The organism is Candidatus Zixiibacteriota bacterium (genome assembly GCA_016933955.1).
In the GTDB taxonomy this organism is placed as follows: Bacteria; Zixibacteria; MSB-5A5; order GN15; family PGXB01; genus JAFGTT01.
On the sequence record JAFGTT010000026.1, the window covers coordinates 23412 to 47895 of the forward strand.

The window sequence follows — 24484 nt, forward strand, 5'->3', positions numbered from 1 at the left end:
CTTACCTCCTTAAGACCAATCCGACACCGACCATGATAAGAATTGAACCAGCCATTGTAAAGGCCGAAAAAGTCTCGTTGCGGACCAAATAACCGAGAATAATGGCAATTACCGGGGTAATGAAAGCGATCTGCGACACCATGATTGCCTTTAGTTTTTTAAGCAGCCAGTAATATATAAGAAAGGCTACCACCGAACCGAACACGGCCAGATAAAATAATGCGCCTACCGAACGGGCGGTGATATTGTAATCGCCCCAGGACTCGAAAACAATAGCGCAGACAAGAGTTATCAGCGCCGCGATTCCCATCTGAACTGCGGCCATAATCCCTATATCATATTCCCGCTGATAGGCGCGGATATAAACAGTGCCATAGGCCGACGCGGCCGATCCGAGAACAGCCAGAAAGACCCCCAATGATAACAGGTTCGATTTGGTCAGCGAATCATAGAAGACTATTACTATCCCGATAAAGCCAACCACCAGACCGGTCCATCCGCCGCGACCCAGCTTTTCATCTTTCAACATTCCGATCGAAAAAGCCGCCACGAAAAAAGGAAAACTGGCGAATAGCATGGCCGTCAATCCGGAATCAATATAGACCTCCGCGCCATAGAGAAACATGTAACTGAGGGCATACATAAATATTCCCGGGATGGCCAACCGTAATATTTCCCATAGTGAATCGGGATAGCGGGCTTTGCGAATGAGATTTATGAAAACAATTATCAGAGCGGCCAATGTAAATCGCAATCCGGCCGACCAGATTGGCGGAGCATCCTGTAACCCCAGTTTGATGGCCAGCCAGGTGGAACCCCAGATAAGGCACAGGATGGTATACATCACATAGATCATGGCTGTCGAGGGAATAAATCATTGCCTGACAATTAAGTCAAATGAATTATGGTCCACAATTATGCAACAAAACCATTGACAATACGTTAAAATACCATATAATACGTTATTAATTATAGTGAGGGTCTGCAAAATGGAAAATAAACAAAATCCAAATACGTCTCCCCGCTTTTTCACCACCACCGAGCTGGCTGATATCCTCAAGATGAATGTCCAAGTTATCGCCCGGAAATTACAGCAGGGGGATATTCCCGGTTATAAAATCGGCAAGGACTGGCGGATTGCCGAAACCGATCTATGGACCTGGCTGGAGAAGCATTCCAACCGGCGAACAGTCTATCCGGGCGAAAAGATCATAGGCAATTTCGTTAAAAACGGCCGGGTGACTGCCCTGCCGGCCCAGCGGAAAAAAAGAAAATATATTCTGGAATACATTCTTCGCCATTTCGATCTCGACCGGGTGTATACTGAAAAGGAGGTCAATAATATCATTTCCGGGCATTTTGAGGATTATTGCACGGTCCGTCGGGAATTCATTATGGAACGGATGATGACCAGATCCCAGGGCAAGTATCACCGAAACGGGACTTATATCTTTCAGAAATAAAAAAAGGACCGCCGATCATGGCGGTCCTTAAAATATTCTGCCTCATATCTCACGGCGTCCCGGGAATCGGGCTTTGCTGGCGGACACTTCCCATTATCTGTCGAACCAGAGGATCATCCATATTATTCTTATAATCGGCATACATCATGGTGGCATTGTAAAGATCGGTCATCCGCCGCGTTTCAAAAAGAGTCTGGGCCAGCTTGTGATAGGCATGACCGTTACTCATATTCAATCGAAAGGCGTCCCAGAGATGCTGTACGCCGTCCTCGGAACGGCCGCGATAGTGTTCCACCAATCCCAGATCCCCGAGATAAAACTGGTTCTGGGGATCGCGGGCGAGAAGATCTTTGACCACGCCCTCGAATTGCGCCAGAATGGAATCGGCCGCGGCGCTGTCGCCTTCGGCTTTATAATAATCCGAAAGTTGCGCATAAGCCTGAAGGAATTCCGGGTATTTCCCTATTATAAAAGTAAGGATTTCCTTGGCTCGATCGATTCGATCGGTCCGATGAAATTCATTGGCGATTCTGAGGGCATTGAAACCAAGGGTCATCATAACCCCGGTGGCGTTTTCGTCGCGATATATAGTGGGATCGTCGAGTCCGTCGTAACGATACACCTCATGATACAACCGGGATCCTTCCTCGGCATCGATTCCTCGCGGCCAGTTAGCCGTATCCAGCCGGTATAAAATCCCGGTGGCAACCGAAATATCCCTCAGCTTCAGGGGCGATTCGGCATACGGTTCCGACGAGAAATAAACCGGATCCCGCCATTTATTCTCAAGAACGACCTCATCGACCATCATATCCTGAAGTTTCACCGTCCGGCCCTCAAAAGGCATTGGAATTAAGTAGGTTCGCCGTTTTCGCGGACGGTCATAGAACGGCTTTTCCGGACGGCGAACGGTTTGTCCGCGGTACTCATAATCATTCCACAGAATCTGGTCATCACTCAGCGAAATTGGAACACCATAGCGGTTTTTCATCTGTTCCACATACCAGTCGGTATTAAAAAGGGAGAGGTTGACTACCCGGACGTCCTTGCGATGATCGTAAACTTCCTGCACACACCAGAGCGGAAAAGTATCGTTATCTCCCGAGGTAAACAGGATGGCGTTTTCCTTGCAGGTGTTCAGAATATTTTGCGAATATATCAGCGGGTAATAGTTTTTGGATCGATCATTGCAAAAATAGTTATTGGCCAGAGGAAATCCCGGCAGTAAAACCAGAAGTGACATAATCGCCAGAAGTGGCTTTTGATAACTTTTCGAAGCCGTTTCTTTCCTGACCACCTCCATCAGGGCGGCCAGCCCGAGCCCGATAGCCAGTCCGAAAAAGGCAAAGGCCGGGGTGAAGAAGTAATCTCGGTTCCGAACCTCAAGATAGGCATCGCCCGACACCGGATTATACTTGATGCCGTCGGCGAAGTTCATATAGAGAACCAACCCCACCGACGCCAGAAGAAGTAATATCAGAAACGGCAAACCTACCTCAAGACGGCGCATTATGGCAAAGGCGGTCCCGAACAATCCGATAATAAAGATAATCAGATGGATCGATTTCAAACCATACTGCTCCTCGAAATAACTCCAGAAACCCATGTGCGGGTGACGTCCGAATTGGTGCGCCCATGTTCCCCGCCGCTTGAAGGAACGCTCAACCATTAATTCACTGCCGTATTGCTTGCGATCAAGATAATTGATAAAAGCCTTGTTTTTCCCGTCGAAAAATGCCCAGGGAGCTATGCTGAAATCCCGCGACGGATTGTTTTCATCAATCCTGAGATTAGGTTCCGCCCCGGAACGAATGGGAATAAAAAGGTGGAAGGAATATCCGACCACGGCAAGAATGATTATCACCAGGCCGGTTCTCCAGTCCAGCTTACGAGCCACAAAAGCGATAACCAGCATGACAATTAAGCCTGCCAGAAGACCATAAATAAACTGGTAAAATCCGATCATAATCAGTGAGAAGGCACCGATCCCGATTAAAACCGGCCAGTTGATGTACCTGAAGGTGAAAAAAACCACCGCCATCATCATTAAAACCGATGCAAACAAAAAGGCCTGATAACCGAATTCCATATTGGAGAAGATAAAAATAGCCAGAAGTTCGGCTACGAATAAACAGCAGAGAATAATCCAGGCTTTCGGGGGAGAATCTTTTTTCAGAATAAAGAATATGGCGGCAACCGGCATAATCAGAAATGTGGTGAGATGAACCGCCACTCCCAAAAGCGCCAGGTAACAGGCCAGAATTATAATCCGGGTTCCTTCCATCGTTCCCCGGACATTATAATATTTGAGCATCAGCCAGAGAATGATTGTCATCAGCATCAAGGACATGCCATAAACTTCCGCCTCGACCGCATTCCCCCAGTAGGTGGTTGAAAAGGCCATAAATAAAGCCCCTGTCACTCCGCCCAGATAGGTGATAATTCTTGACCAGCCGTCAGCCGACATATCATTGTGCCAAAACCGGATCATTCTTACCACCGAAAGGTATCCGAAGAGCACAGCTATAGCCGAAGTAATAACAGATATCAGGTTAATTCTCATACAAATATCCGAAACCAAAGGCAGTACCGAAAAAATCCTACCGATCACAATAAAAAGTGGAGACCCGGGTGGATGCGGGATTCCCAGAATATGGGAACATGCTATAAATTCACCACAATCCCAGTAAGATAGTGTGGGGGCAACGGTTAATTGATAGACAATGAGGCTGAAAATCAGGACCAGGCCGCCAATAATCGCGTTTATTTTATCAAATCCGCCGGGGGATGAGTTGGTCTTATCCAAAAGGACCTCCTAAAGCTCTAATATCCTCTTACCGATAATCATATAAGTCAATATATGTTAATGAAACCTGAATAAAATTTGGCTCAAATATAATTATAAAAGCATAATTCACAACAAAAATTATACCATTAGGAAGAGATCAAAGACCAAAAAAATCAGGAGGATACATGTTCATCTGGTGTGCCATTCTTTTTTTTCTGGGCATAGCCGCTTTTCTGGATTCCATAGTCAATTATGGCGAGATTTTCCGTCAGATTAACTCGGTTTTATTCATGTTGATTTCACTGGCTTTACTGGTCCGAACCACGATTAAAATCAAGGCGGCCAGGATGGAAGAATTACAGGGCCGGGTTCACAATCTCGAAATGACACTGAAAAAGCTGGAGAACGATAAAGAAAAAGTCTCGGCTGATTTTTAATCATTAACTGGGCGGCTGAAGTAATTTGATTTTTTGAAGCGTCTCACGGGCTTCGCCGATAAACGGATAGGTATTGTATTTCCCCAACAGGGTTCTGTATATTTCAGCCGCCCGGTCTTTGGTTGCTTCTCCCTGAGCCAGAATATCTCCTCTCATTTTCAGGCAATATGGAAAATAATAATCCTCGGGATAATTCCTTTCCATTTCATTGATCACTTCAAGGGCAGAAATGGTATCCTGCATTTCCAGATAATATCCGGCCAGCCGGTAGGATGATTGACCGACCAGGGGTGTCTCTCCCATCCCGATGACTTCCCGAAATCGCTCCTCGACCGAATCGGGCATCAGCCTGACTTCATAATAAAGTGCCTCGGTATATTTATCCAGGGCCTTAGGATACCCCAATTGGGATTCGCGAATATTCAGGCTGTTGGCCAAGGCGTCATTGAAATAAAAGCCGCGTGGAAAGATCGTCATTAACTTTCTGAAAGCCAGATCAGCCTCCTCGTATTTTTTCCGAAAGAGCAGAATCATGGCTCGATGGTAGTCAATTTTTTCGGTTAATTCCTCCTGATTCCGCAACGTCCCGATGCGATCGAAGGCCGCTTCGGCCGAATCGAGTTGCCCTTCGACCATCGCCATCAGGGCCATTTCTTCCATTGCCTCAGCATAAAAAGTCCCGCCGTGATGCATGGCCGCTACCGAATCGAAATAAACACGGGCTAAATCGTAATCACGAATCTGGTAACGGTACACCCGCCCCATCTCAATTAGCGCTCGGGCCTGATCGCGCCGCTGGGGATATTTTTTCACTATTTCGGAATATTGGGTTAGCGCTTCCGCCGGCCGGCCGGACTGGGCCAGGGCATCGGCATAATAAAATTTATAATCCGAAATAATATCCCTGTTAAAATCGCGGCGTTCAATATATTCGGCCACCCGGATAACCTGGTCATAAAGCCGCCGTTCATAACATCGACGTTGATAAACAAGCAATTGCCGACCGTCACCCGCCATCAGGGAATCAACCTTGAGACTGACATCAAAGGCCTCGCTATAGCGGCGGCCGGTCATGTAGGCTTCCTGGAGCACAGTATGAGCGAAAAGGTTCCCCGGCAGACTATCAGTGATTTCTCGAAGCGCCCGGATGACTTCATCAGGAGCATCGGGATAGCGAACAAGAAGAGAAAGTTTTCGATCCACCTGAGGTTTAAGTAAACTATCATTCTGAACCGCCGTAAAATACTCCCTGACCGCTCGATAATATTCCCCCTTGATTTCCAGAATCGAGGCGTTTTCCATGGCAAAAAGGGCCACGTTTCCGAATGTCCGGCGGCCCTCGGCAATCATCTCGGCCGCCCGGTCATTGTAGCCAAAAAGCACCAGTTTGGCGATAATCGATCGATAGACATCGGGATTACCGGGAAACCTGATCAAAATATTGGACAGGCAGGTGGTGATAACGGAATCGACTCCAAGCCGCAAATAGATTTCCAGCAGGCGGTCATGGTATTGATAATCGAAGGGATTTTTTTCAAGCTGTCGATTCAACAGCAATTCGGCTTTGGGATAGGCCTTGAGAATGTCATAGCAAGTCAATAAAAGATCAACCACCTCACGATTGGAAGGATCCTTCGAATACATATCTTCCAGCATATCGGCGGCACTAATATAAGCTCCGCGACTCATGAATTGCCGAACCATAGCTATTTCATCGGCGGCTGATCTCGCCTTCCCGCTTTCGTTGCCCATCTTCAAACCGGGGATGGCTTTGGGCGATTGATCATCGGCCAGAACGATTCCGACAAATCCAGACATCGCCACAAACATCAATATCAAAATCGAAAGTAGCTTAATTTTCATTCTGTTCAGGATTTCCCTTATTTTCGATTTGTTCCAGCAGGGCTTTAAAATAGGCTTTGATATGCTGTTCGTACTCCGGGGGATAGCTTTCATTAAGGAATCGGCGCAACCGATCCTCAATATCCAATCCGCCCTGAAGTTGGTCGCCAGAAAGAGCCGGTGGTGAATTGCGAAGGACATCTTCCCCAACCGAGGCCTTGCGTTGCTCGGTAAAGTCTTTACGTTGCATGGTTCGTGAAGCATCGAGCATCCGTGAATATATCTTCAACTGGCGATCGAGGGTATTCTGCCCGACTTCGCCGCTACTGAGTTCATCGATCACTTTCTGCATATCATCGGCAATAGCATCCAGACGACCCAGGACTTCCCGGCTGTTGCCGAATTCATCCTGCAGTTCCCGGAGTGACTTCTGGATAGTCCCCTGTTCGCCGGCCAAACGCCGCATAGCTTCCTCTCCGCCTGGATTCATCTGGCTCGGATTGGGACATTGCGACTGGGTCTGCCGATTAAGCTCCATCTGCTTATCGCATAGGGAACTCAATTTTTGTGATGGTTTGTCGCAATTGCCGCCTTTATCGCAGTTTTTCTGTGATTCCAGGGCATCAAGCATCTGGACTGCTGCTCGATTCAAATTATAAAGCGCCTCACGCTGGTACTGGATGGCCTGCGAGCCATGACGGTCACTTAGCTGATCGATTGCCAGATCGAGATTCCCCATCGATTTCTGGATCAGGCTCTGTAACTGGGCGGCAATAAAAGGCGATTCTTTGCCAAGGGCCTCAATCCGGCGTTCCAGTCCCCCAACCGATTCCTTGACAATCTGCTGTTGGGCGGCCAGATCACGAAGGACTTCCGATTCCCCCTGAAATGACGCAGCATCGCCAATCAGTCCCTCTTCTTCATTGGACAGGTAATTGATATCATCAATGGCCTCACGCATTTTTCGAGCCACTTCCTGCCCGCCGCCGCGGCACATACTCCGCTGACCCTGTTGAAGTTTATCGAGCATGGAGAGTAATTTCGAACGTGCCTGGTCTCCCTCCTGAAGTGATTTTTCTTTTTTCATCCCATCCAGATTATTCATCATGTTTTCCATGTTCTCCCCGGCGGTGCTGTTTTCAACCGCCTTGCAGAACTGGTCCGCCTCATTGGCCTTCTGGTATTGGGTCGCTCCGAGCATCTGGCGCAGATTGGCGGCCTCCTTTTTCAGGCCTTCCAGACCCTGTTTGACTTTCTGCTCGGCCGGTGTCAGCGAGGGTAATTGTTCTGATTTTGCATCAGCCGTCTGTTCATTGACCCGGGTCTGCTTTTCAACCAGTTCACGGGCCATCTCGGTCATGGCTTCAACTTTCTGCTCGACTTTCATTTTCTTTAGAAGGGCAATAGTCCGCTCCAGCCGCTGCATCATCTCTTCCTGCGAAAGCTGGAAATCTTTCATGGCTTCATCGAGTTTCTGCGGGTCCATCTGCTTGAGAGCCTCAAGAAGTTTCAGTCGGGCCTCTTTCATTTCCGGGGTAGCGACTTCCTCGAACAGCTTCTGAATCTCGGCCAGCTTTTCCAGGAGTTCTCGGCTGGCCAGCCGGTTTTCCTGCAACCGGTTAACCATCTCATCTATTTTTTGGGCAGTTTTATCCATCTCCTCGGAAATCTCGGCATTCTTCCGCGCGATTTCTTCCAGCTCTTTTTTATGCTGCCAGGGCAGTTTTTGATCGGTCTGACCCTTATCCTGGTCGAGTTTCCGGGCGATATTCTTGAGCCGCTCGGCCAGATCTTTGGAGGCCTTTAAAAACTGCTCGGATCTATCAATATTCTGATTGTATTCCTCATCGGTTTGGGCGATTATCTCCTCGAGCGAGGGCAACCGGGCGATATAAACCCGCGATGAAGTTATTTTGGGACCGCTGATCCGATCATTATCGGCCAGCTCAAAATGGTACTGAATATAGTCTGAGGGCATCAAATTAAGTGGTTCCACATTCCAGTTGAAATTTATTTCTCCCTCGGTTTTGATACGATCGTTGAAATGAAGAACCGCCACATTCTCATCGCTCTTCCGTCCTTCCGAGACTATGGAGTATTTCAACACCAGCGAGGAGAAACCATAATCATCGGAAATTCTCACCAGAAGCGGAACTATCATTTCCTCGTTAAGATTGACATCAATGCCCGGGCGGATGACATCAATTACAGGATATTCATCCGGGATGGAAGTGATATGATATTCTATCGGATCCGGGTTGACCTCATTCTGCACATCGACCAGGTAAATATAATAACTCCAATCCTGCTCAATCCTGAAAGATTGCTCGGCTGTCTGACCGGAGATGGTAAAGGGCGCACGAGAGGAATCGGCGAAAACCATTTCCGCCCGGACGACCGGCAAGTTGGTTTCGATCTGCATATTGACCCGGGTGCCGTACACCGCCGATATCGAACCTTCATTCTCATCAATAACGGTTGGCTGTAAACCGGTGTACTGCGGATAAAACATGGACATCTTAATCCCGGTCACTCTCGGACGATCAACCACGTCGATATGCTCAACCGTGGTGGTTTCGCGTCCGGCTTTGACATAGTAGTCAACAGACCGGCGAACCTGTTTGAGAGTCGTGAAAAACATCAGGGAATCTCCGAGAGATCCGGAGATACGGGGCCGATTCGTCAATTCGATCTCGGTCTTCTGCCAGATACCACCGGCGAATTTGTAGTAAACGGTGGCCGCTTCGGGGAATTTATCTCCAAGAAGCACCCCTCCCAGATCGACATCACGGTATTTCACTGCCAGTCCGCTTCCCGGGTAAGCTTTGAGTTGATACCCCAGGGGTGGTGCGACAGTTTCGGTCGGATTAGAATAAACCTGATACGAATATGAAAACAGACCCGGGAAAACAAACAACAGTAATAATGCCAGGGCCGTTGATATACCCAGCGTTTTCAGATTACGCCACAGAGTGTGGGGCGAGACAATCTCATTGAAATTTAATCCATTTGCAGTCTCCGCAGCCTGGATCAGAGTGGCTTCAATCAAATCCGGGGAATACCCGATTTTTTCTGTCTCGGGGGATGCGGAAAATTGCAAGGCGGCAATTAAACGCCCTTTCAAACCCGGGAATTTTTGTTCCAGCCGAATAGCAACCGATTCCGGCGTCCCATGGAAAAATCGCGAAAAGGCTAGTCGCCAGAAGGCATAGAAGGTAGAAAGCCCGGCTACACTTAATAATCCAATCTTAGTCCAGACCGGCAGTATAACAATTCCGGCCAGAAGTGAAAGGACTATCCAGACCGCCAGCAGGCCGGAGAATGTTCCCAGAATACCGGCCAGAAATAAAATCAACCGTTCCTTGAGAAGGATATTTTTTATTCTCTTTTTCAATGCGACTATTTTCTCGGTATCGGCCATAATATACCACTTCCGTTTTTTAATGACTCAAGGCGTAGGCAAGAAGGTTCAGACCCATCTTGAGGGCCGCCTCTCTTTTTTCCGGCGGATCATTGTGTACCTGCGGGTCCTCCCAGCCGTCGCCGATATCGGATTCGTACAGGTAATAAAGCACTACCCGGCCATCGATAATAATACCGAAACCCTGCGCGGTTTTTTTATCATGTTCATGGATCTTGGGTGGCCCGCCGGGGAAATCATAATAACTGTGATAGATCTCGTGTTCGAATGGAATTTCAGTCAGTTCGCGTTCCGGGAAAAGACGAGCCAACTCCACCCTGAGATTTTTATCCATGCCATAGGAATCATTGATAAACAAAAAACCGCCATGGGATAAATAGGTTCTCAGTCTTTCCCGTTCATCATCGCTGAATTTCATCAAACCATGTCCGGTGGCAAATAAAAAGGGATAGCGAAACAGGTTGTCATCCATGATCTGGACTACCTTTTCAACCGTATCCACTGGCAAATTGCTGTTATTCCTGATAAATTTAAGTAAATTGGGAAGGGCCGAACTCCCCCAGTACCAATCGCCGCCTCCTCCATAATGCAATCGAGCTATGGTTACCGCCGAGGGATTAATCGGGGGACTACTCCGAACAGGAGTCGGAAGGAGTTGTTGCGGCATTAAAATATCTCCTCCCCGGCTCTGAGCCAGGGTAAGCGGATTCGTCGAAATGGCCAGTAAACAGGCAAGTAGTGCAATTCGGATCATAATTATACCCGGTTATATCATATAATATACTCTAAAAATCGGGTTTTCGGCGAAAAAATGTTGTCCGGGAATCGGATATGGGCAAAAAAACCCCTTGGCTCTTGCAAGCCAAGAGGTGGGAGGGATTATGTATAAAGATAAATAAAATATATATTAAATACTGCCCTTGTCAAGTCCAAAAAATCATAAAAATCCCGGATAAACAGCGTTTTTGGCCTGTTTAAAACGAAATCCGCAAACCCACCTGGTTGATTGAATCATTTTCAAAAGTAGAAATGACCCGCTGATAATTGATAGCTATATGGCCGGCGATCGGTTTGACCAGAGATAACTCAATATAATGATCCCGAAAATAATCCCGCTGATCATTGATGACATCATAGGACAGTTCATAATTGAAATCGGCCGTAAATTCAAACGTGAATTCTGTCAAAATTTTGAAGCTGTTAATGGCAACCACCTGAACCGTCGTTCCCCGGTCAAAACCGGCATCATCGACATTCCTGAATAATGAAATTTCGTTGGTGATCGGGTATAATCCGAACACCCGTCCGTCAATGGTCGGTAAAGAAAACACCGGTCCGGCGACCGAAAATAAAAAGATCCAGTATAATATCAACGATCGTAATGAGTTCATAATTCGCTCCAATTGAAAATTAAAGGCTCCCGATTGGCGTTAAAATAACTCTCCTGATTCGAAAATAAAAGATAAACATTTCGGGACGCGGCTTGCCAAGAGCCGGTTAATCATTTAATATAATCTGGGATGAAATTATTCCTTAAAAAACTCTGGATCGGGTGGACCAAATTCGCCCATTTTATCGGAAGGGTAAATACCGAAATTGTATTATTTCTCTTTTATTTTTTGATATTCACGCCGCTTGGTTTGTTATTCCGGCTGTTTGGATTTGATCCCCTGCGGAATAAATTCAGCGGCAAAAGCAACTGGCAAAAAATCGAATCCGGTGATTTTGATCTCAAAAAAGCCTCACATCAGAGTTAAAAAATGAATGTCCTGGGAATCTCATGTTTCTATCACGATTCCGCGGCCGCCCTTGTCAAGGATGGTCACCTGACAGCGGCGGCACTTGAAGAACGCTTCACCGGTATCAAACATGATGCCGCTTTTCCCATCAATGCTATTCATTTCTGCCTTGAAAAAGGCCAAATCGATATCAATGGGTTGGATAAAGTCACTTTCTATGATAAACCCCTGATCAAATTCGACCGGATACTCAACGGTTATCTTCAAACCGTTCCATTCTCATACCGGGCTTTTCGACTGGCTATCCCAGTCTGGATGAGAGAAAAACTGTGGTTACCGATTATTATAAAAAAACAATTAGACTATCGGGGCCAGGTGCTGTTTGTCGAGCATCACTTATCCCATGCCGCTGGAGCCTATTTTGGCTCGCCTTTCAAACAAGCAGCTATTTTGACCATCGACGGGGTCGGCGAATGGGCCACCGCTTCGATCGGTATCGGCGAGGGTAACCGGATTCGTCTTCTGCAGGCGATGAACTACCCGCATTCGGTAGGTCTGCTCTATTCTGCTTTCACCTATTTTCTCGGGTTCCGGGTTAATTCCGCGGAATACAAAGTCATGGGATTGGCGCCATACGGCCGGCCGAAATATGTCGACCTGATAAAAGAAAACCTGGTTCGAATCTGTGATGATGGCTCGATTGTCCTGAATTTGAAACATTTCCGTTTTCATTCCGGCCTGGAAATGACTGGACGAGGTTTCGTAAAATTATTCGGCCGTCCGAGGCGTTTACCGGAAGCGGAATTGACCGATTCCGATCGCGATATCGCGGCTTCGATTCAACAGGTAACCGAGGAAATAATTTACAAGATGGCCTCTCATACCAGGACCATCACCGGCCGGCAAAACCTTTGTCTATCGGGCGGGGTGGCACTTAATTGCGCGGCGGCGGGCAAATTACTTTCAAGCGGTTTATTCGATGATATTTATATTCAACCGGCCTCGTCGGACAGCGGCGGGGCAGTCGGAGCGGCGTTATATATCTCGCATTCTCTGACCGATCGGCCAAAGACCGAAAGTCAGCCATACTTCGGTCTGGGCCCGGCCTATTTTTCCGATCAGGTTGGAACCTTTTTAAATAAAATCAGGGTGCCATATCGGAGATTGGATGAAAATGATAGAACCCGCCTGGTCGCCGGGAAATTGGCTGAAGGTAAAATCGTGGCACTCTTCAATGGAGCGATGGAGTTCGGACCGCGGGCGCTCGGTTTCCGGTCGATTTTGGCCGATCCGCGCGATCCCGCAGTAAAGGAGAAGATCAACAAGGCCGTTAAATTTCGCGAGCCGTTTCGGCCATTTGCACCGGTGATTATCGAGGAAAAAGCCGCCCGTTATTTTGAGGGGGCGGTCAAGTCGCCTTATATGCTTTTCAATTTTGAAGTTAAAAAAGAGATGCAATCGGTTATTCCGGGGGTAACCCATATCGACGGAACCGCCCGTATTCAAACAGCGGATCCTTTATCCAATCCGATTCTATATCGCCTGTTGGAAGAATTCGAAAAAATTACGGGCGTGCCGGTTTTGCTCAACACCTCATTAAATCTGCGCGGACATCCGATTGTCCGAACGCCCGAGGAAGCCTTTGCCACATTTATTTCCTCGGGGATTGATATTCTCCTGATTGAAGATTATTTTCTGGAAAAAGAAAGACTGGTTTTACCGGACTTCTCCGAATTCAAAATCGTAAGCGGTCATGATTGAAAAATTCGGTTGAAGATTCACCGATGTCTTTTATATTTAAAATATGACGTTTATTCAAACTATCAAAGACCGCCTGAAAATTTTCGGGGAATTCTGGTATTTCTTTAAAACTTCCAAACGCTGGTGGTTGACCCCGATTATTCTATTCTTAATCCTGCTGTCACTGCTGATTGTCTTCACCGAATCATCAGCCCTGGCCCCGTTCATCTATTCCCTCTTTTAGGCGGAAATCCGGATTGACTGCCAATAATATAAAAAAAATCCCGCGCGGTTGGAAGATCACTCTTATGCTGGTCTCGATTCCGGCCTTCCTTTTTGTAAGCGAATTAATCTTGACACTTATCCCGATTAACACCCGTTTCGAAAACCGATTTTTTCTGGTCAACCGCGCCCTGGATTACCTGGAAGTATTCAAGAAAGATAAAAATCTTTTCTGGCGTTTTCGCCCCTCACAAACCGTCTCGTCCCGTTTCTTTGAGAACAAAACCTATCATATCAACTCCCTTGGATTGCGCGGTGATGAAATCGATCTCCAAACCGATAAAATCCGAATCGCGGCTCTTGGCAATTCCTGCACCTTCGGCTGGGGAATTGATGACAGCGGGATATATATCAACCAATTGAAGAAACTAATCGACAGCGATTCAGATTTGCCTCAGGTTGAAGTAATTAACGCGGGTATTCCGGGGTACAGCTCATGGCAGGGACGGCGTCTCTTTCAATCGGATATTCTTCCTCTGAAACCCCGAGTGGTCCTGATTATGTTTGCCTGGAATGATCAATGGGCCGCTGCCGATAACATACCCGACTGTGAACAGAAAATGCCGCCGCAATTTATCATCGATCTTCAGAATCTGTTTTCCCGCCTGAAAATCTACCGTCTGATAAAAAAGCTGGCTCTTTCGGCTGTGGAACAACCGCTGCGAACTAAATTGATAAAAGAGAATCCGGTTTATCGGGTAAGCGAGACCGATTTAAATAATAACCTGACGGCCATAATTCAAGCCTGTCGGATAAAAGGTCTCACGCCGATTCTACTTACCTCGCCAATTCCTTCACTGACAGGTTATTATCCGCCGGGAAGTCGTTCCCTGATGCATACTTATCACGAATGTTATATTAGGCAAACCCGGTTGGTGGCCAGCAGTACCGAAACATTCATGGTGGATCTCGCGGCTGAATTCGATAAATATGACGATTTATTCGATGATGCCGCTTATGATCCGATCCATTTCAACGCCCGTGGTCACCGGGTGGCGGCGGAAACAATTTACGGGTTTATTAAAAAAAATCCGCAGATATTAAATAGGGGAGTAAATTAAAAGACTTGCAGGAGGAACAATTATCCATGAAAACCTGTTACCGGTAAACTGGAAATACATATTATATTACGGGCAAATTGGGGGGAAAGGATAATCTTATATTCCGGCATTTGATATATCGCCGGGATTGGTATCCGGTTGTCAGCACTCTGCCTATGAAGGAATCGAATATTGCCGGATTATCATTATTCACCTTTGAAAATCAAACAACTGAATGATGGGCCTAATATCTCGTGACCAAAACAAATAGAATAAAATGAACTCTATTCAAGACGAAAAAAAGTCATCGAACGATTGGTAAAAACCGGCCATTATAATCATAGCCTACTTCATTATCCTCAGGCTGGTTTTTTCCGGATTGATAGATCTTCTTCCTGAAGAAGCCTATTACTAGAATTACGCCCGGCATATTGATATCGGATATCTCGATCACCCCCGATGGTGGGGTGGCTGATCTGGCTTTCGACTCACCTGTTGGGTAACAATGAATTCACCGTCCGCCTGCCTGCTTTTATCAGTTGGGTTATTGCCGCGTTGTTTCTCTACCGTTTGACCATTAACCTGTTCGATAAATCGACCGCCATTCGAAGTCTGGTTCTGATTGTAGCCCTCCCGATTTTTTTCACCACCGGGTGTTTTATGACCCCCGATTTGCCGATGTATGCGGCGTGGTCGGCGGCCCTATATTTCCTGGAAAGAGCTTTATTGGGGCAAAAGAGGCATGCCTGGTATGGTGTCGGAATATCCCTTGGCTTGGGACTTCTCTCCAAATATACCATTGGGCTGATGGACATAGCGACCCTGGCTTTTATCTTGATAGACAGAAAATCGCGGCGCTGGCTCGCTCGCCCGGAGCCGTATCTGGCCGCCATAATGGCCGCAGTCATCTTTTCCCCGGTTATTATCTGGAATTACAATAACGACTGGGCCTCATTCTTCTTCCAGGGTCCGCGTCGCTGGTCGGGTGATTCGAAGTTTTCTCTGCATTTGCTTCTGGGCGGCGCATTAATCCTTCTTACGCCAACCGGCCTGGTGGCGGTAGTCAAGGTCCCTATTAAAAAAAACCGGCCAATCCCGGATTCATATGCCAAAGCAAAACCAACCGGAAGAAATCGCCTGTTTTTGATGATTTATACTTTAATACCGCTGGCAGTCTTTATTATTTTCAGTCTGCACAGCCAACTCAAGCTGAACTGGACCGAACCGGTCTGGATTGCGGCCCTGCCGCTGGTTGCATGGGATACGGCGGAATCGGGTCAGGAACCATTATAATCGGCATGGATCATTACTGGTTGTCAAGCGAGTTGAGCTTTTATGACGATGACAGTAATAATATTTATGATCTTAATGATGCCGACTTATATGACGAATTGTACGAATTCGGCGGACGACGACTTGTGGGCGGCGAGAGTTTGATATGGAATAAATGGCTTTCGGGAACAATGGCCGCGGGTAAAAATATAATTCTCGTCAGCTTTGACCGTGGAAGCCTTGAAGATTCAAACCTCGGTGGCCATTTCAACAGCCTTGGAGAAATCTCCACCGAACCGGTTGTGAAATTAGGTCGCATTGTCGGTAGATTTCATTGGCGCATCGGTTACCGATATATCAACGGATAGTTGGGTAACCTGAAACGGAAAGTATCAACAAAAAAGCGGGTGAACAATCGTCCACCCGCCACATATTCGACTGCCTCAATGGCGAATTCGAGACCACACTTCGGGACTATTCAATGACAAAGGGTACCGTCGCCAGAACTCGACCCTCGGCATCGGTTACCTTGACTTCCCAGTTTCCCGTCCAAGACGGCAGAATTGTTTTCGAGGACCATGTCCTCCAGTAGCCGCTTTTAACTGGCAATTCAACATTGGCCATCTCCATCCCATTATGATACCACTTATGATGCACCACGGTTGTATCCATACAACCATCGATCCGGGACCAGAGGTACAGCATATCGACTTCAGGGGGGAATTTTTCTGCCGCGCCGGTCGGTTGGCGTTCCTCTATTCCGGTACAGATTTTGGCCTCGACCGTAATACCCGATGCCACGACCGGTTTGGGCTCTGTTTTGGGTATCGGCTTTGACTCGGCCTGGGCTTTCATACTATCGACCGGCTGGGTCACAGGTTCCGCCTTGACCGGTATTTTGGTCGATTCCGACTGCTGAGCCGAACCCGCCGCCACCAGGACAAACAGGGCCGGAATCATAATAGCCAGAATTTTTCTACTCATGCTCTCCTCCTCTGATTTGGTTTCCGGTTAAAGCCAAAAAGCTATTTTTGAAACTGATACGCAACGATTTTTAATTCCGGATGAAATTCCCCGGTGATGCGGATTCCGTATCGACGGCAATCCTTGCGACAATCAGAATTAATTTTCGAAAATTTCCAAAACGTCAAGCAACCGCCGGATATCCGATTCGTCATTGAACAGGTGTACGGCAATTCGGATAGCACCCTGCCTGAAGGAACATATTACTTTTCGCGATTTCAATTCCTGAAATAAATCTCCCGCCCGGCTTGACGTGAATGATAAAATCGACGACCGATGATTCTTATCCAGCGATGAAACAACGGTATAAGTATTTGATGACTTCAGGTAGTCGATTAATATATCCAGAAGACTGTGATTATGCTTCTGGATATTTTCCACTCCCAGGTTATCGATCAACTCCAGGGCCGCCGCCATGGCATGAACATGGGCATAAGGATAAGTCCCCATCTCGAACTTCCTTGCCGAATCGAAATAAGGTAAATCATAATGAAACAAATCCCCGAAATTCAATTTCCAGTCAACCGAAAGCCAGCTGGCAAATGGCATCTGCAAATTATTCTGAAGTTCCCGCCGGACATAAAAATACCCTGTTCCCAATGGCGATAACAGCCATTTCTGGGCCCCGGTGGAGAAGATATCAACCTGACATTCATGGATATCAAGAATCTGGTGACCGCACCCCTGAATTCCATCCACCACGAAATAGAGGCCATGCTTCCGGCAGATTTCTCCAATCTTTTTCAGATCGTTTTTATAACCATTGAAAAATTGAACGAAAGATAATGACAGGACCCGGCTTTTGGAGCCGATGGCCCGTTCGAATTTATCTATATCGAAAAAGTGATCGCTCGATTCGATAAATCTGATATCAATCCCGCGTTCCCTTAAAGCCAGCCAGGGATAAACATTGGAAGGGAATTCTATATCGGAGAGAAGAATCTCATCGCCCTGTTTCAGAGGCAGCCCGAAAGCCGCAATATTTAATCCGAACCCGGTATGAAAACCAAAACCGATTTCATCAGAATCGGCTCCGATAAACTTTGCCCCCAATTTGCGGATTTTCTCCAAATCCGCGAAGGCCGCCGTATCATGCTCGCTGACCAGAAACTGAGCGGCATCATAGTACCGTTCCAGAGCCTCTCTGACCGGGCGGCACAGCGGTCCGGTCGAAGCGCTGTTTAAATACGTAATTCCCTTATTCTGATCCGTCAGCGGGAAATTACGCCGTACTTCCGCAAACATTTTCATTGTTTCTTTATTCATCAGGTTTCACCCTTGAATATTACAGTGAGTACAGGTAACCGATAATGGTCATGGTTCCGATTACCCGAAGCATCATTCCCAGTAGTTGGTACAATATAAAAACCGCCGGAATCCGAATCCGAAAAATATGGAGAATCGCCAGCGGTACCATCCCGAACACAAACAGGAACAGCCCGACCGCCATGCCGCCGCGAATCCCGGAAAACGGCATGACCGTATAGAACCGATCATAAATAACCGCAGGCATCATAACGAAAAAAATGAACTCAACGATGAAATTGTAAAAATACCAGGCGAAATTCTTATCTTCGACCAGTTCCCGGGGGAAATCACCCAGGAGCGGAACACGTTTTTCAAGACGCCCTATTATCAGGTCAATAATAATCAGATATGCCCCGCCCAGAATCAGGCAATATGACAGCAATTTAAAACTAAAAATCACAACCAGCCCTCATCGCGATACCAGTAAACCGTTTCCCGGGCTCCTTCCGGAAATGAAATTTCCGCCTCGAATCCCAGATCATTTCCGGCCCTTACCACCGACACTTCCCAGTTGCCCAGAAGCTCTTTGGCTTTATCCGTTGTAAACATGGGTACTTTCCCGAGCAATTTCATGGTCCTTTCCGATACCAAAGCGGTTATTTTCAGCATAAAACCGGGAATATATATCGGAAGACCTGATCTGCCAACCGCCTTTCGAAGGTTTTTCACCAGTTGATAGTAGCTGTAACTTCTGCCTTCAGCAACAAAATAAATCGAACCTGATACAGTATCGGCTTTTAAAGCCTTGGCGGCGGCCAAAGCAAGATCATCAACATGCACTAACTGTATCCGGCGTCTCAAATTACCGAGATACGGTTTAATCCTGTTATTCAAAACACCGAAAAAGGCATACATTTCTTTATCACCCGGCCCATAGACTCCCGATGGCCTCAGAATTACCGAATTAATCCGATTCGATTCCCGAAGAACCTCCTGTTCCCCGGCCAGCTTTGATCGTCCGTAAACCGTAACTGGTTCTGGTTTCATATCCTCGGTCCGGGGATAACCGGGTTGCGATGGGCCGGAAGCGGCCATCGATGAAATGTAAACCAATTTTTTCAAACGGCTATTGGTTTTGGCCGCATTGAGAATATTGATGGTGCCGGTCTGATTGACGGTAAAAAACATCTCCGGGTTTTTGACTTTCACCACTCCCGCATTGTGAATGATATAATCGACACCATCAACCATTCCGGCCAGGGTTTCGGGATGGAGAATATCGCCGAACCGGTAATCCAGCTTAAGATCATCGATAAGCGAGGCATCGCACCCATCGCGGACTCCCGCAATAACATGGTATCCCCCGGCAATCATCTGGCGACACAACCTGCTGCCGACAAAACCATTCGCCCCCGTAATCAGAATGCTTTTTTTGTTTTCCTCGGGCATATAACGAATGTACGTTATCTCCTGTCATAAGACAACCTAAATCGAATTACGAGCTATATTAGGCTGTCGGCGGCTGTAGCGGCTGATCCATATTAACCGCATCAAAATCGAGTATTTTCCCAAATTAGGATTAATTCGATAAACCGATTTAACAGGTATCGACTAAAAAATATCAGCGGAAAATTTATAAATCTGAGCGGCTTTATCGCGATAACTGATTTTGGGTAATCCCGCCTTGAGACAGGTCTGCTCCAGGAAGGTCGTTAAATCCCAATTATTCTCGGTGGCTACCTGCGGGAGGAGCAATCCCGAATGAGAACCGAGAATAACCATCAGCCCGTCCCGGCCAATCTGGATATCATTCAGGTCGGCAACACGGGCCAGCGGGGATAAGGCCGAAATTTCGATCTCCAGATGATCCAGTTCATCCTCCGATAGAGGTACGAATCGCGGATCTCCGAAGGCCGCCTCACGGGCCATCTCAAGAACCGTTTCATAAAGAGGTTTGGCGGCGCGGATCATACCGATACACCCGCGTAGCATACCCCGTATTTTCAAGGTCACGAAGGCTCCCCGGTTTTCTTTGAGAATCCATGATTCAGGCTCGCGGTACTGCGGCTCCCGACGCTTCAGAGCGGATCGGATGGATTCAACGGCCAGTTCTCTTAAATAGTCTTTATCGGTTTTGGTCAGAACATTGGGCTTCTTCCGAAGCGGTGTTCCCATGACATGATTCCGCTGCGGAGCCTCTTTGGATGAGACGACGACGGCCGAAAGGTAACCAACGACTTCCGAGAAATCCCCCGTAGTCTCCCCTGAAGTAGAATAGCCGGTGATTACCACTTTTTCACCACCCAACTTTCTTGAGGCCATAAGAGTTGCCACTACCGGACCGCCGCCGCAGGCTTCACCCCGTCCCGAGGAAAGGATTCCCAGTAATTTATCAGTATCATACTCCTCTATCGCTTGCAGGATATTTTTATCCAGTCGACGGGCCTCTTTTTCATTATGGAAATGGGATAAATCGGTGGAAGCCACAATCAGGCAATTCTGTTTTGATAGCACCGATGCCAGAACTTCACCCAGGGCAGAACAGGTAGTTTCTTCCTGGTCGCCCATAACAATGGCCACCAGCCGGAACTTGCCAAGCACCTGCTGTAAAAGCGGCAGTTGTACTTCGAGAGCGTGTTCACCCCGGATTGAACCGCCGGTATGACCCTTATTGGAGCGGTAAACCGCGGGATTGATTGAACTTATAGCTTCGGATAATTTGCGGTCGATTTCCAGTTCACCCAGGGGAGTCTGATAGGCCCCCCCATCATAAACGGAAGCCCCCGCGAAAAAAACGGTATGGGATGGTGAAATAACCACCACCGTATCATAATTGTACCCCTCAAGCTGCTTGTATGCCCGGGCCGCCGTCAGCCCCGAATACATATATCCCGCATGGGGGGCAATCACCGCTATCGGCCGACCGGTGAGAGGTTTTTTATCAGCCTTGGAAAACAACTCGGCGATGGTCTGTGAAAGAGCAACCGGATCGCCGGGATAAAATGCGCCGGCCACGGCCGGCCGTCTTATTTCCAAATTATTTTTCATATCAGTTCTTCTAATCCAAAACCCGCAACAATGTACACAAATTGATTACGCTTGTAAACAGGAGAAATGGCAAAAAAGATGGGCGGCCTCTCCATTATTGAGAAGCCGCCTTAGAAATTGAGTTATTTCAATATCGTTGTTTGTCTAATCATGCCGCCGGGGTTGATGCCGCCTTTTTATCGTTCTTGATCCCTTCGACCATTGCTGATAGCGCCCCGATTATCCCGCTGGCCTCGTAAGGAAGAAACAATTTATTGGCCGAACCCTGAGCCAGGCTGGGCAGCATCTCGAGATATTTCAGGGTGATCAGTTCCTGATCCGGTTTACCTTCATGAATAGCCTTAAAGACATTCAATATAGCCTCGGCCTGTCCTTCGGCCACCGCCACCTGGCGGTATTTTTCCGCATCGGCCCGTTTCCGAACTGCCTCGGCCTGACCCTCGGCTTCCAGAATGGCTGATTCCTTGCTTCCCTCGGCCCGGGTGATGGCCGCCTGTTTTGACCCCTGAGCCTCAAGAATAGCCGCTCGCTTATCACGCTCGGCCTTCATCTGACGGCTCATGGCTTCGGTGATATCGACCGGCGGATCAATCCGCTGTATTTCCACCCGGTTGACCTTGACCCCCCACTTATCGGTGGCGGTATCGAGAACATCACGAAGCTGGGCGTTGATTGTATCACGCGAGGATAGCGATTGATCCAGATCCATCTCGCCGACGACATTACGGATATTGGTCTGGGCCAGTTTCGAAGCCGCCATGATATAATTATAAATCTCGTACTTGGCCCGCACCGGATCGGTCACCTGACAATAGATAACACAATCCACCTCAACACTGACATTGTCCTGGGTGATAACCAGCTGTGGCGGCACATCAAGCACAATCTCACGCATATCGACTTTCTGGACCGTATCAAAAAACGGCAGAATCAAATTAAGACCCGAATCCAGAGTTCTCTGGTAACGACCCAGACGTTCCACCAATCCTTTTTCGTAGGGGCGGATTATCCTGATTGACATGGCGCCCAGAATAAACGCCAAAACCACTATTACGGCGACAAAGGCTAATGCTTCCATTTTATCCATCCTTTCCTTTTATCTTCCCGGTATTTCTATTCCTGTTTCGAGACCTGAAGCCGGGCCCCGATAACTTTATTTACCTTAATTTTAACTCCTTCATCGATAACATCATCGGCCAGAGCCTGCCAGACCTGACCATCAACCCGAACCTGACCGATATCATGGGCAGGATCAATCTTTTTGGTCACTACTCCGGGGCGGCCAATCATAGCATCGGCATTGGTCGGTTGCGGTGAAGGTTTGGTTATTTTCCTGGCCAGCGGCCGAGTTAAAGGGATCAGGATTATGGAAATCCCGGCAAAGACCGCCGCCTGGACCAGGTAATTATCGGTAATCAGAGCCGTTATGGCGGCCCCTATGGAACCGGCCGTAAAACAGGCAAAAACCAGGCTGGGTGTGCCAAGCTCGATAATCAAGAATATTACCGCCGCGGCCAGCCAGAGCCAAAATATAGTGGGCATAAGATACTCCTTTCTATTGAAAACTTTTATTTCCTTCCGGATTTAACTTAAAAAAAATCTTCGATATATATACCCGGTTGTATTTCGGCTATTCGAAAAAATCAGTAACGCTCAATGAAAATCGTTTAAGTGCTTATTTGTCAAGAAGAAACATAGATGGAAACGGTGGCCCGGCTATTAAAACCGGAATTGGTAAATATCCAATGGCTACCGGTTAATTAATCTTCGAAAGCAAACGGCGTTAAAACCGGCTGTTAAAACTTGCCCCAAACGGTGTCGATATCAGCTCCATCGGTACCCAAAAAGGATCCGAAATCCATTTTCTCAACATAACCTTCAGATATGTAAATAAGAAGTTGTTTGAATTCCCGCAATCCAATATAACCCGTTCGGGCGCCTTTGAGTTGGCCCTGTTTATTAAAAAAATAATGTGACGGATAACCCTCAACCTGGAAGACTTTTATCAGGTCCCCGGAGCTAATTCGACGGCCCATGAAATCGGTGGAATCGAGAATCTCCGGCATCACCGAAATACTGGTAATATGCTTGTTCATGTATTCGATAATTTCCGGGCGGTCAAATACATTCGCCGTCATACTGGAGCAAATCGGACTGCCTTCGGAATGGAAATAAAGGTAGATGGGATTGGTGCCGAAGGGGAACACCGGCAGGGCCGAACGGGCGTCAAGCCAGGCCACCCGATCCTTGATATCGGCCGGAGTCTTTTGACTGCCCCCACAGGCTATTTGCATCAGGCCAAGTATAATGATTATTTTTAGCAGTAGCTTCGACATAACGAAAAGGCTATGAGGTCGACCGACCTCCTACTTACATGATGCTCAACTGAATCCCGATGTCGGCTTGCAGGTTCCACAAGATGAATTGGATTTTAAGGCGTTGGATGCAAATGTGGAAAACTGCTTGACCGTATTTTGGGATTGGCAGTGCGGACAGGTAACCGTTACCGTCGAAGAAGAGACCAGTTCCTCGAATTTCTCGCTGCAATCCAGACAGGTATATTCGTACATCGGCATAATTATTTCACTCCACTCATGGCCACGACTGCACCGGCAACCATTCCCAGCACCGCCGCCAGGGCAGTGTTACACATCAACGCTCAGGTTACTCCAACCCTGGCATAAATAAAACTCATACCGGCCCCGGCCAGTCCACCCAATATAACGCCGAAAACCAATCTGACAAGCGGCTTTTTATTTAATGCCATCAATCAACCCTATAAGCTGTCTTTCCACCTCGACCGCCATATTGTCCAATCCGGTATCAGGCATCATTTCAGCGATCATTGACGGCCGGACCAGAGTCATCAGTGTTTTGTCACCCTCGGGCCGCACCACTATTTTGCAGGGCATGAACATCGCCACGTTGATATCGTTCTTGATTGCCTGATATGCGAAACCGGCATTACACAGTTCGTAGATTTTCAACGGCGCAACCTCGAATCCTTTTTCCGCCAGTGTTTCCCGGACATTATGAATCGTCAAAACCCGGAATCCCTTGTCCTTCGAGGTGCTTTCAAGCAGACGGGAGACCTCATTAAATGATTTATTCGAAACAACCGTGTAGGCCATTTTATCCATG

Annotated in this window: 23 protein-coding genes; 7 read left to right on the plus strand and 16 right to left on the minus strand. The window is 47.5% G+C overall.

Annotated features, from left to right (window positions below):
- Position 1: 1 nt before the first annotated feature.
- Positions 2–844, minus strand: coding sequence for an EamA family transporter (locus JXQ28_08560; protein MBN2277781.1), 843 nt, complete (start codon positions 842–844; stop codon positions 2–4).
- Positions 845–989: 145 nt separating this feature from the next.
- Here JXQ28_08560 and JXQ28_08565 point away from each other — a divergent pair, with 145 nt between their 5' ends.
- A complete protein-coding gene (locus JXQ28_08565; GenBank protein ID MBN2277782.1) occupies positions 990–1463 on the plus strand; it encodes a DUF2087 domain-containing protein in 474 nt (157 codons plus the stop codon).
- 49 nt (positions 1464–1512) lie between these two features.
- Here JXQ28_08565 and JXQ28_08570 read toward each other — a convergent pair whose 3' ends face one another.
- Positions 1513–4269, minus strand: a complete 2757-nt coding sequence (locus JXQ28_08570) for a DUF2723 domain-containing protein (protein MBN2277783.1) — start codon at positions 4267–4269, stop codon at positions 1513–1515.
- 167 nt (positions 4270–4436) lie between these two features.
- Between JXQ28_08570 and JXQ28_08575 the strand changes: the two genes are divergently transcribed.
- Positions 4437–4688 (plus strand): hypothetical protein, encoded by a 252-nt coding sequence (locus JXQ28_08575; GenBank protein ID MBN2277784.1) that lies wholly within the window; start codon positions 4437–4439, stop codon positions 4686–4688.
- A 3-nt stretch (positions 4689–4691) separates the two neighbouring features.
- Here JXQ28_08575 and JXQ28_08580 read toward each other — a convergent pair whose 3' ends face one another.
- The 4 genes from JXQ28_08580 to JXQ28_08595 form a co-directional block, all read right to left on the minus strand.
- Positions 4692–6551: a hypothetical protein gene (locus JXQ28_08580; GenBank protein MBN2277785.1), complete on the minus strand. Its 1860-nt coding sequence runs from the start codon at positions 6549–6551 to the stop codon at positions 4692–4694.
- Positions 6541–9951 (minus strand): hypothetical protein, encoded by a 3411-nt coding sequence (locus tag JXQ28_08585; GenBank protein ID MBN2277786.1) that lies wholly within the window; start codon positions 9949–9951, stop codon positions 6541–6543. The genes JXQ28_08580 and JXQ28_08585 overlap by 11 nt, the downstream gene beginning before the upstream one ends.
- Before the next feature lie 19 nt (positions 9952–9970).
- A complete protein-coding gene (locus JXQ28_08590; GenBank protein MBN2277787.1) occupies positions 9971–10705 on the minus strand; it encodes a DUF4159 domain-containing protein in 735 nt (244 codons plus the stop codon).
- A gap of 220 nt (positions 10706–10925) precedes the next feature.
- Positions 10926–11342 carry a hypothetical protein gene (locus tag JXQ28_08595; protein MBN2277788.1) on the minus strand — a complete coding sequence of 139 codons (417 nt, stop codon included), beginning with the start codon at positions 11340–11342 and terminating at the stop codon, positions 10926–10928.
- Between the two features lie 369 nt (positions 11343–11711).
- Here JXQ28_08595 and JXQ28_08600 point away from each other — a divergent pair, with 369 nt between their 5' ends.
- From JXQ28_08600 to JXQ28_08620, 5 genes are all read left to right on the plus strand, one after another.
- On the plus strand, positions 11712–13451 hold the full coding sequence (locus JXQ28_08600; protein ID MBN2277789.1) for a carbamoyltransferase: 1740 nt from the start codon (positions 11712–11714) through the stop codon (positions 13449–13451).
- Positions 13452–13494: 43 nt separating this feature from the next.
- Entirely contained in the window at positions 13495–13674 is a 180-nt protein-coding gene (locus JXQ28_08605; protein MBN2277790.1) for a hypothetical protein, read from the plus strand.
- Between the two features lie 13 nt (positions 13675–13687).
- Positions 13688–14773: an SGNH/GDSL hydrolase family protein gene (locus JXQ28_08610; GenBank protein ID MBN2277791.1), complete on the plus strand. Its 1086-nt coding sequence runs from the start codon at positions 13688–13690 to the stop codon at positions 14771–14773.
- Between the two features lie 438 nt (positions 14774–15211).
- Entirely contained in the window at positions 15212–16045 is an 834-nt protein-coding gene (locus tag JXQ28_08615) for a glycosyltransferase family 39 protein (protein ID MBN2277792.1), read from the plus strand.
- Positions 16009–16392, plus strand: coding sequence for a hypothetical protein (locus tag JXQ28_08620; GenBank protein MBN2277793.1), 384 nt, complete (start codon positions 16009–16011; stop codon positions 16390–16392). The genes JXQ28_08615 and JXQ28_08620 overlap by 37 nt, the downstream gene beginning before the upstream one ends.
- A 106-nt stretch (positions 16393–16498) precedes the next feature.
- Here the strand turns inward: JXQ28_08620 and JXQ28_08625 are convergent, their stop codons facing one another.
- The 10 genes from JXQ28_08625 to JXQ28_08670 form a co-directional block, all read right to left on the minus strand.
- A complete protein-coding gene (locus JXQ28_08625) occupies positions 16499–17008 on the minus strand; it encodes a DUF2914 domain-containing protein (protein ID MBN2277794.1) in 510 nt (169 codons plus the stop codon).
- 138 nt (positions 17009–17146) lie between these two features.
- Positions 17147–18313, minus strand: coding sequence for an aminotransferase class V-fold PLP-dependent enzyme (locus tag JXQ28_08630; protein ID MBN2277795.1), 1167 nt, complete (start codon positions 18311–18313; stop codon positions 17147–17149).
- A gap of 19 nt (positions 18314–18332) precedes the next feature.
- Positions 18333–18755 carry a hypothetical protein gene (locus JXQ28_08635; protein MBN2277796.1) on the minus strand — a complete coding sequence of 141 codons (423 nt, stop codon included), beginning with the start codon at positions 18753–18755 and terminating at the stop codon, positions 18333–18335.
- Complete coding sequence (locus JXQ28_08640) at positions 18752–19744, minus strand: NAD-dependent epimerase/dehydratase family protein (GenBank protein MBN2277797.1); 993 nt, start codon at positions 19742–19744, stop codon at positions 18752–18754. Before JXQ28_08640 ends, JXQ28_08635 begins: the two co-directional genes overlap by 4 nt.
- Positions 19745–19906: 162 nt before the next feature.
- Positions 19907–21343, minus strand: a complete 1437-nt coding sequence (gene amrB, locus JXQ28_08645) for an AmmeMemoRadiSam system protein B (protein MBN2277798.1) — start codon at positions 21341–21343, stop codon at positions 19907–19909.
- 148 nt (positions 21344–21491) lie between these two features.
- Positions 21492–22421 carry an SPFH/Band 7/PHB domain protein gene (locus JXQ28_08650; protein ID MBN2277799.1) on the minus strand — a complete coding sequence of 310 codons (930 nt, stop codon included), beginning with the start codon at positions 22419–22421 and terminating at the stop codon, positions 21492–21494.
- Between the two features lie 35 nt (positions 22422–22456).
- On the minus strand, positions 22457–22885 hold the full coding sequence (locus JXQ28_08655) for an NfeD family protein (GenBank protein ID MBN2277800.1): 429 nt from the start codon (positions 22883–22885) through the stop codon (positions 22457–22459).
- A gap of 254 nt (positions 22886–23139) precedes the next feature.
- Positions 23140–23679: a hypothetical protein gene (locus JXQ28_08660; GenBank protein MBN2277801.1), complete on the minus strand. Its 540-nt coding sequence runs from the start codon at positions 23677–23679 to the stop codon at positions 23140–23142.
- A 45-nt stretch (positions 23680–23724) separates the two neighbouring features.
- Positions 23725–23919, minus strand: a complete 195-nt coding sequence (locus tag JXQ28_08665; GenBank protein ID MBN2277802.1) for a zinc ribbon domain-containing protein — start codon at positions 23917–23919, stop codon at positions 23725–23727.
- Between the two features lie 177 nt (positions 23920–24096).
- Entirely contained in the window at positions 24097–24483 is a 387-nt protein-coding gene (locus JXQ28_08670; GenBank protein ID MBN2277803.1) for a DUF302 domain-containing protein, read from the minus strand.
- Position 24484: the final 1 nt, after the last annotated feature.

Bases quoted from the DNA above. Each gene is read 5' to 3' on its own strand.
- JXQ28_08605 (MBN2277790.1), top strand. From the start codon at position 13,495: ATGACGTTTATTCAAACTATCAAAGACCGCCTGAAAATTTTCGGGGAA.
- JXQ28_08625 (MBN2277794.1), bottom strand. From the start codon at position 17,008: ATGAGTAGAAAAATTCTGGCTATTATGATTCCGGCCCTGTTTGTCCTG.
- JXQ28_08670 (MBN2277803.1), bottom strand. From the start codon at position 24,483: ATGGATAAAATGGCCTACACGGTTGTTTCGAATAAATCATTTAATGAG.
- JXQ28_08660 (MBN2277801.1), bottom strand. From the start codon at position 23,679: ATGTCGAAGCTACTGCTAAAAATAATCATTATACTTGGCCTGATGCAA.
- JXQ28_08580 (MBN2277785.1), bottom strand. From the start codon at position 6,551: ATGAAAATTAAGCTACTTTCGATTTTGATATTGATGTTTGTGGCGATG.
- JXQ28_08650 (MBN2277799.1), bottom strand. From the start codon at position 22,421: ATGGAAGCATTAGCCTTTGTCGCCGTAATAGTGGTTTTGGCGTTTATT.
- JXQ28_08655 (MBN2277800.1), bottom strand. From the start codon at position 22,885: ATGCCCACTATATTTTGGCTCTGGCTGGCCGCGGCGGTAATATTCTTG.
- JXQ28_08590 (MBN2277787.1), bottom strand. From the start codon at position 10,705: ATGATCCGAATTGCACTACTTGCCTGTTTACTGGCCATTTCGACGAAT.
- JXQ28_08565 (MBN2277782.1), top strand. From the start codon at position 990: ATGGAAAATAAACAAAATCCAAATACGTCTCCCCGCTTTTTCACCACC.
- JXQ28_08665 (MBN2277802.1), bottom strand. From the start codon at position 23,919: ATGCCGATGTACGAATATACCTGTCTGGATTGCAGCGAGAAATTCGAG.
- JXQ28_08600 (MBN2277789.1), top strand. From the start codon at position 11,712: ATGAATGTCCTGGGAATCTCATGTTTCTATCACGATTCCGCGGCCGCC.
- JXQ28_08575 (MBN2277784.1), top strand. From the start codon at position 4,437: ATGTTCATCTGGTGTGCCATTCTTTTTTTTCTGGGCATAGCCGCTTTT.
- JXQ28_08585 (MBN2277786.1), bottom strand. From the start codon at position 9,951: ATGGCCGATACCGAGAAAATAGTCGCATTGAAAAAGAGAATAAAAAAT.
- JXQ28_08595 (MBN2277788.1), bottom strand. From the start codon at position 11,342: ATGAACTCATTACGATCGTTGATATTATACTGGATCTTTTTATTTTCG.
- amrB (MBN2277798.1), bottom strand. From the start codon at position 21,343: ATGAAAAATAATTTGGAAATAAGACGGCCGGCCGTGGCCGGCGCATTT.
- JXQ28_08560 (MBN2277781.1), bottom strand. From the start codon at position 844: ATGTATACCATCCTGTGCCTTATCTGGGGTTCCACCTGGCTGGCCATC.
- JXQ28_08640 (MBN2277797.1), bottom strand. From the start codon at position 19,744: ATGCCCGAGGAAAACAAAAAAAGCATTCTGATTACGGGGGCGAATGGT.
- JXQ28_08615 (MBN2277792.1), top strand. From the start codon at position 15,212: ATGGTGGGGTGGCTGATCTGGCTTTCGACTCACCTGTTGGGTAACAAT.
- JXQ28_08630 (MBN2277795.1), bottom strand. From the start codon at position 18,313: ATGAATAAAGAAACAATGAAAATGTTTGCGGAAGTACGGCGTAATTTC.
- JXQ28_08620 (MBN2277793.1), top strand. From the start codon at position 16,009: ATGGGATACGGCGGAATCGGGTCAGGAACCATTATAATCGGCATGGAT.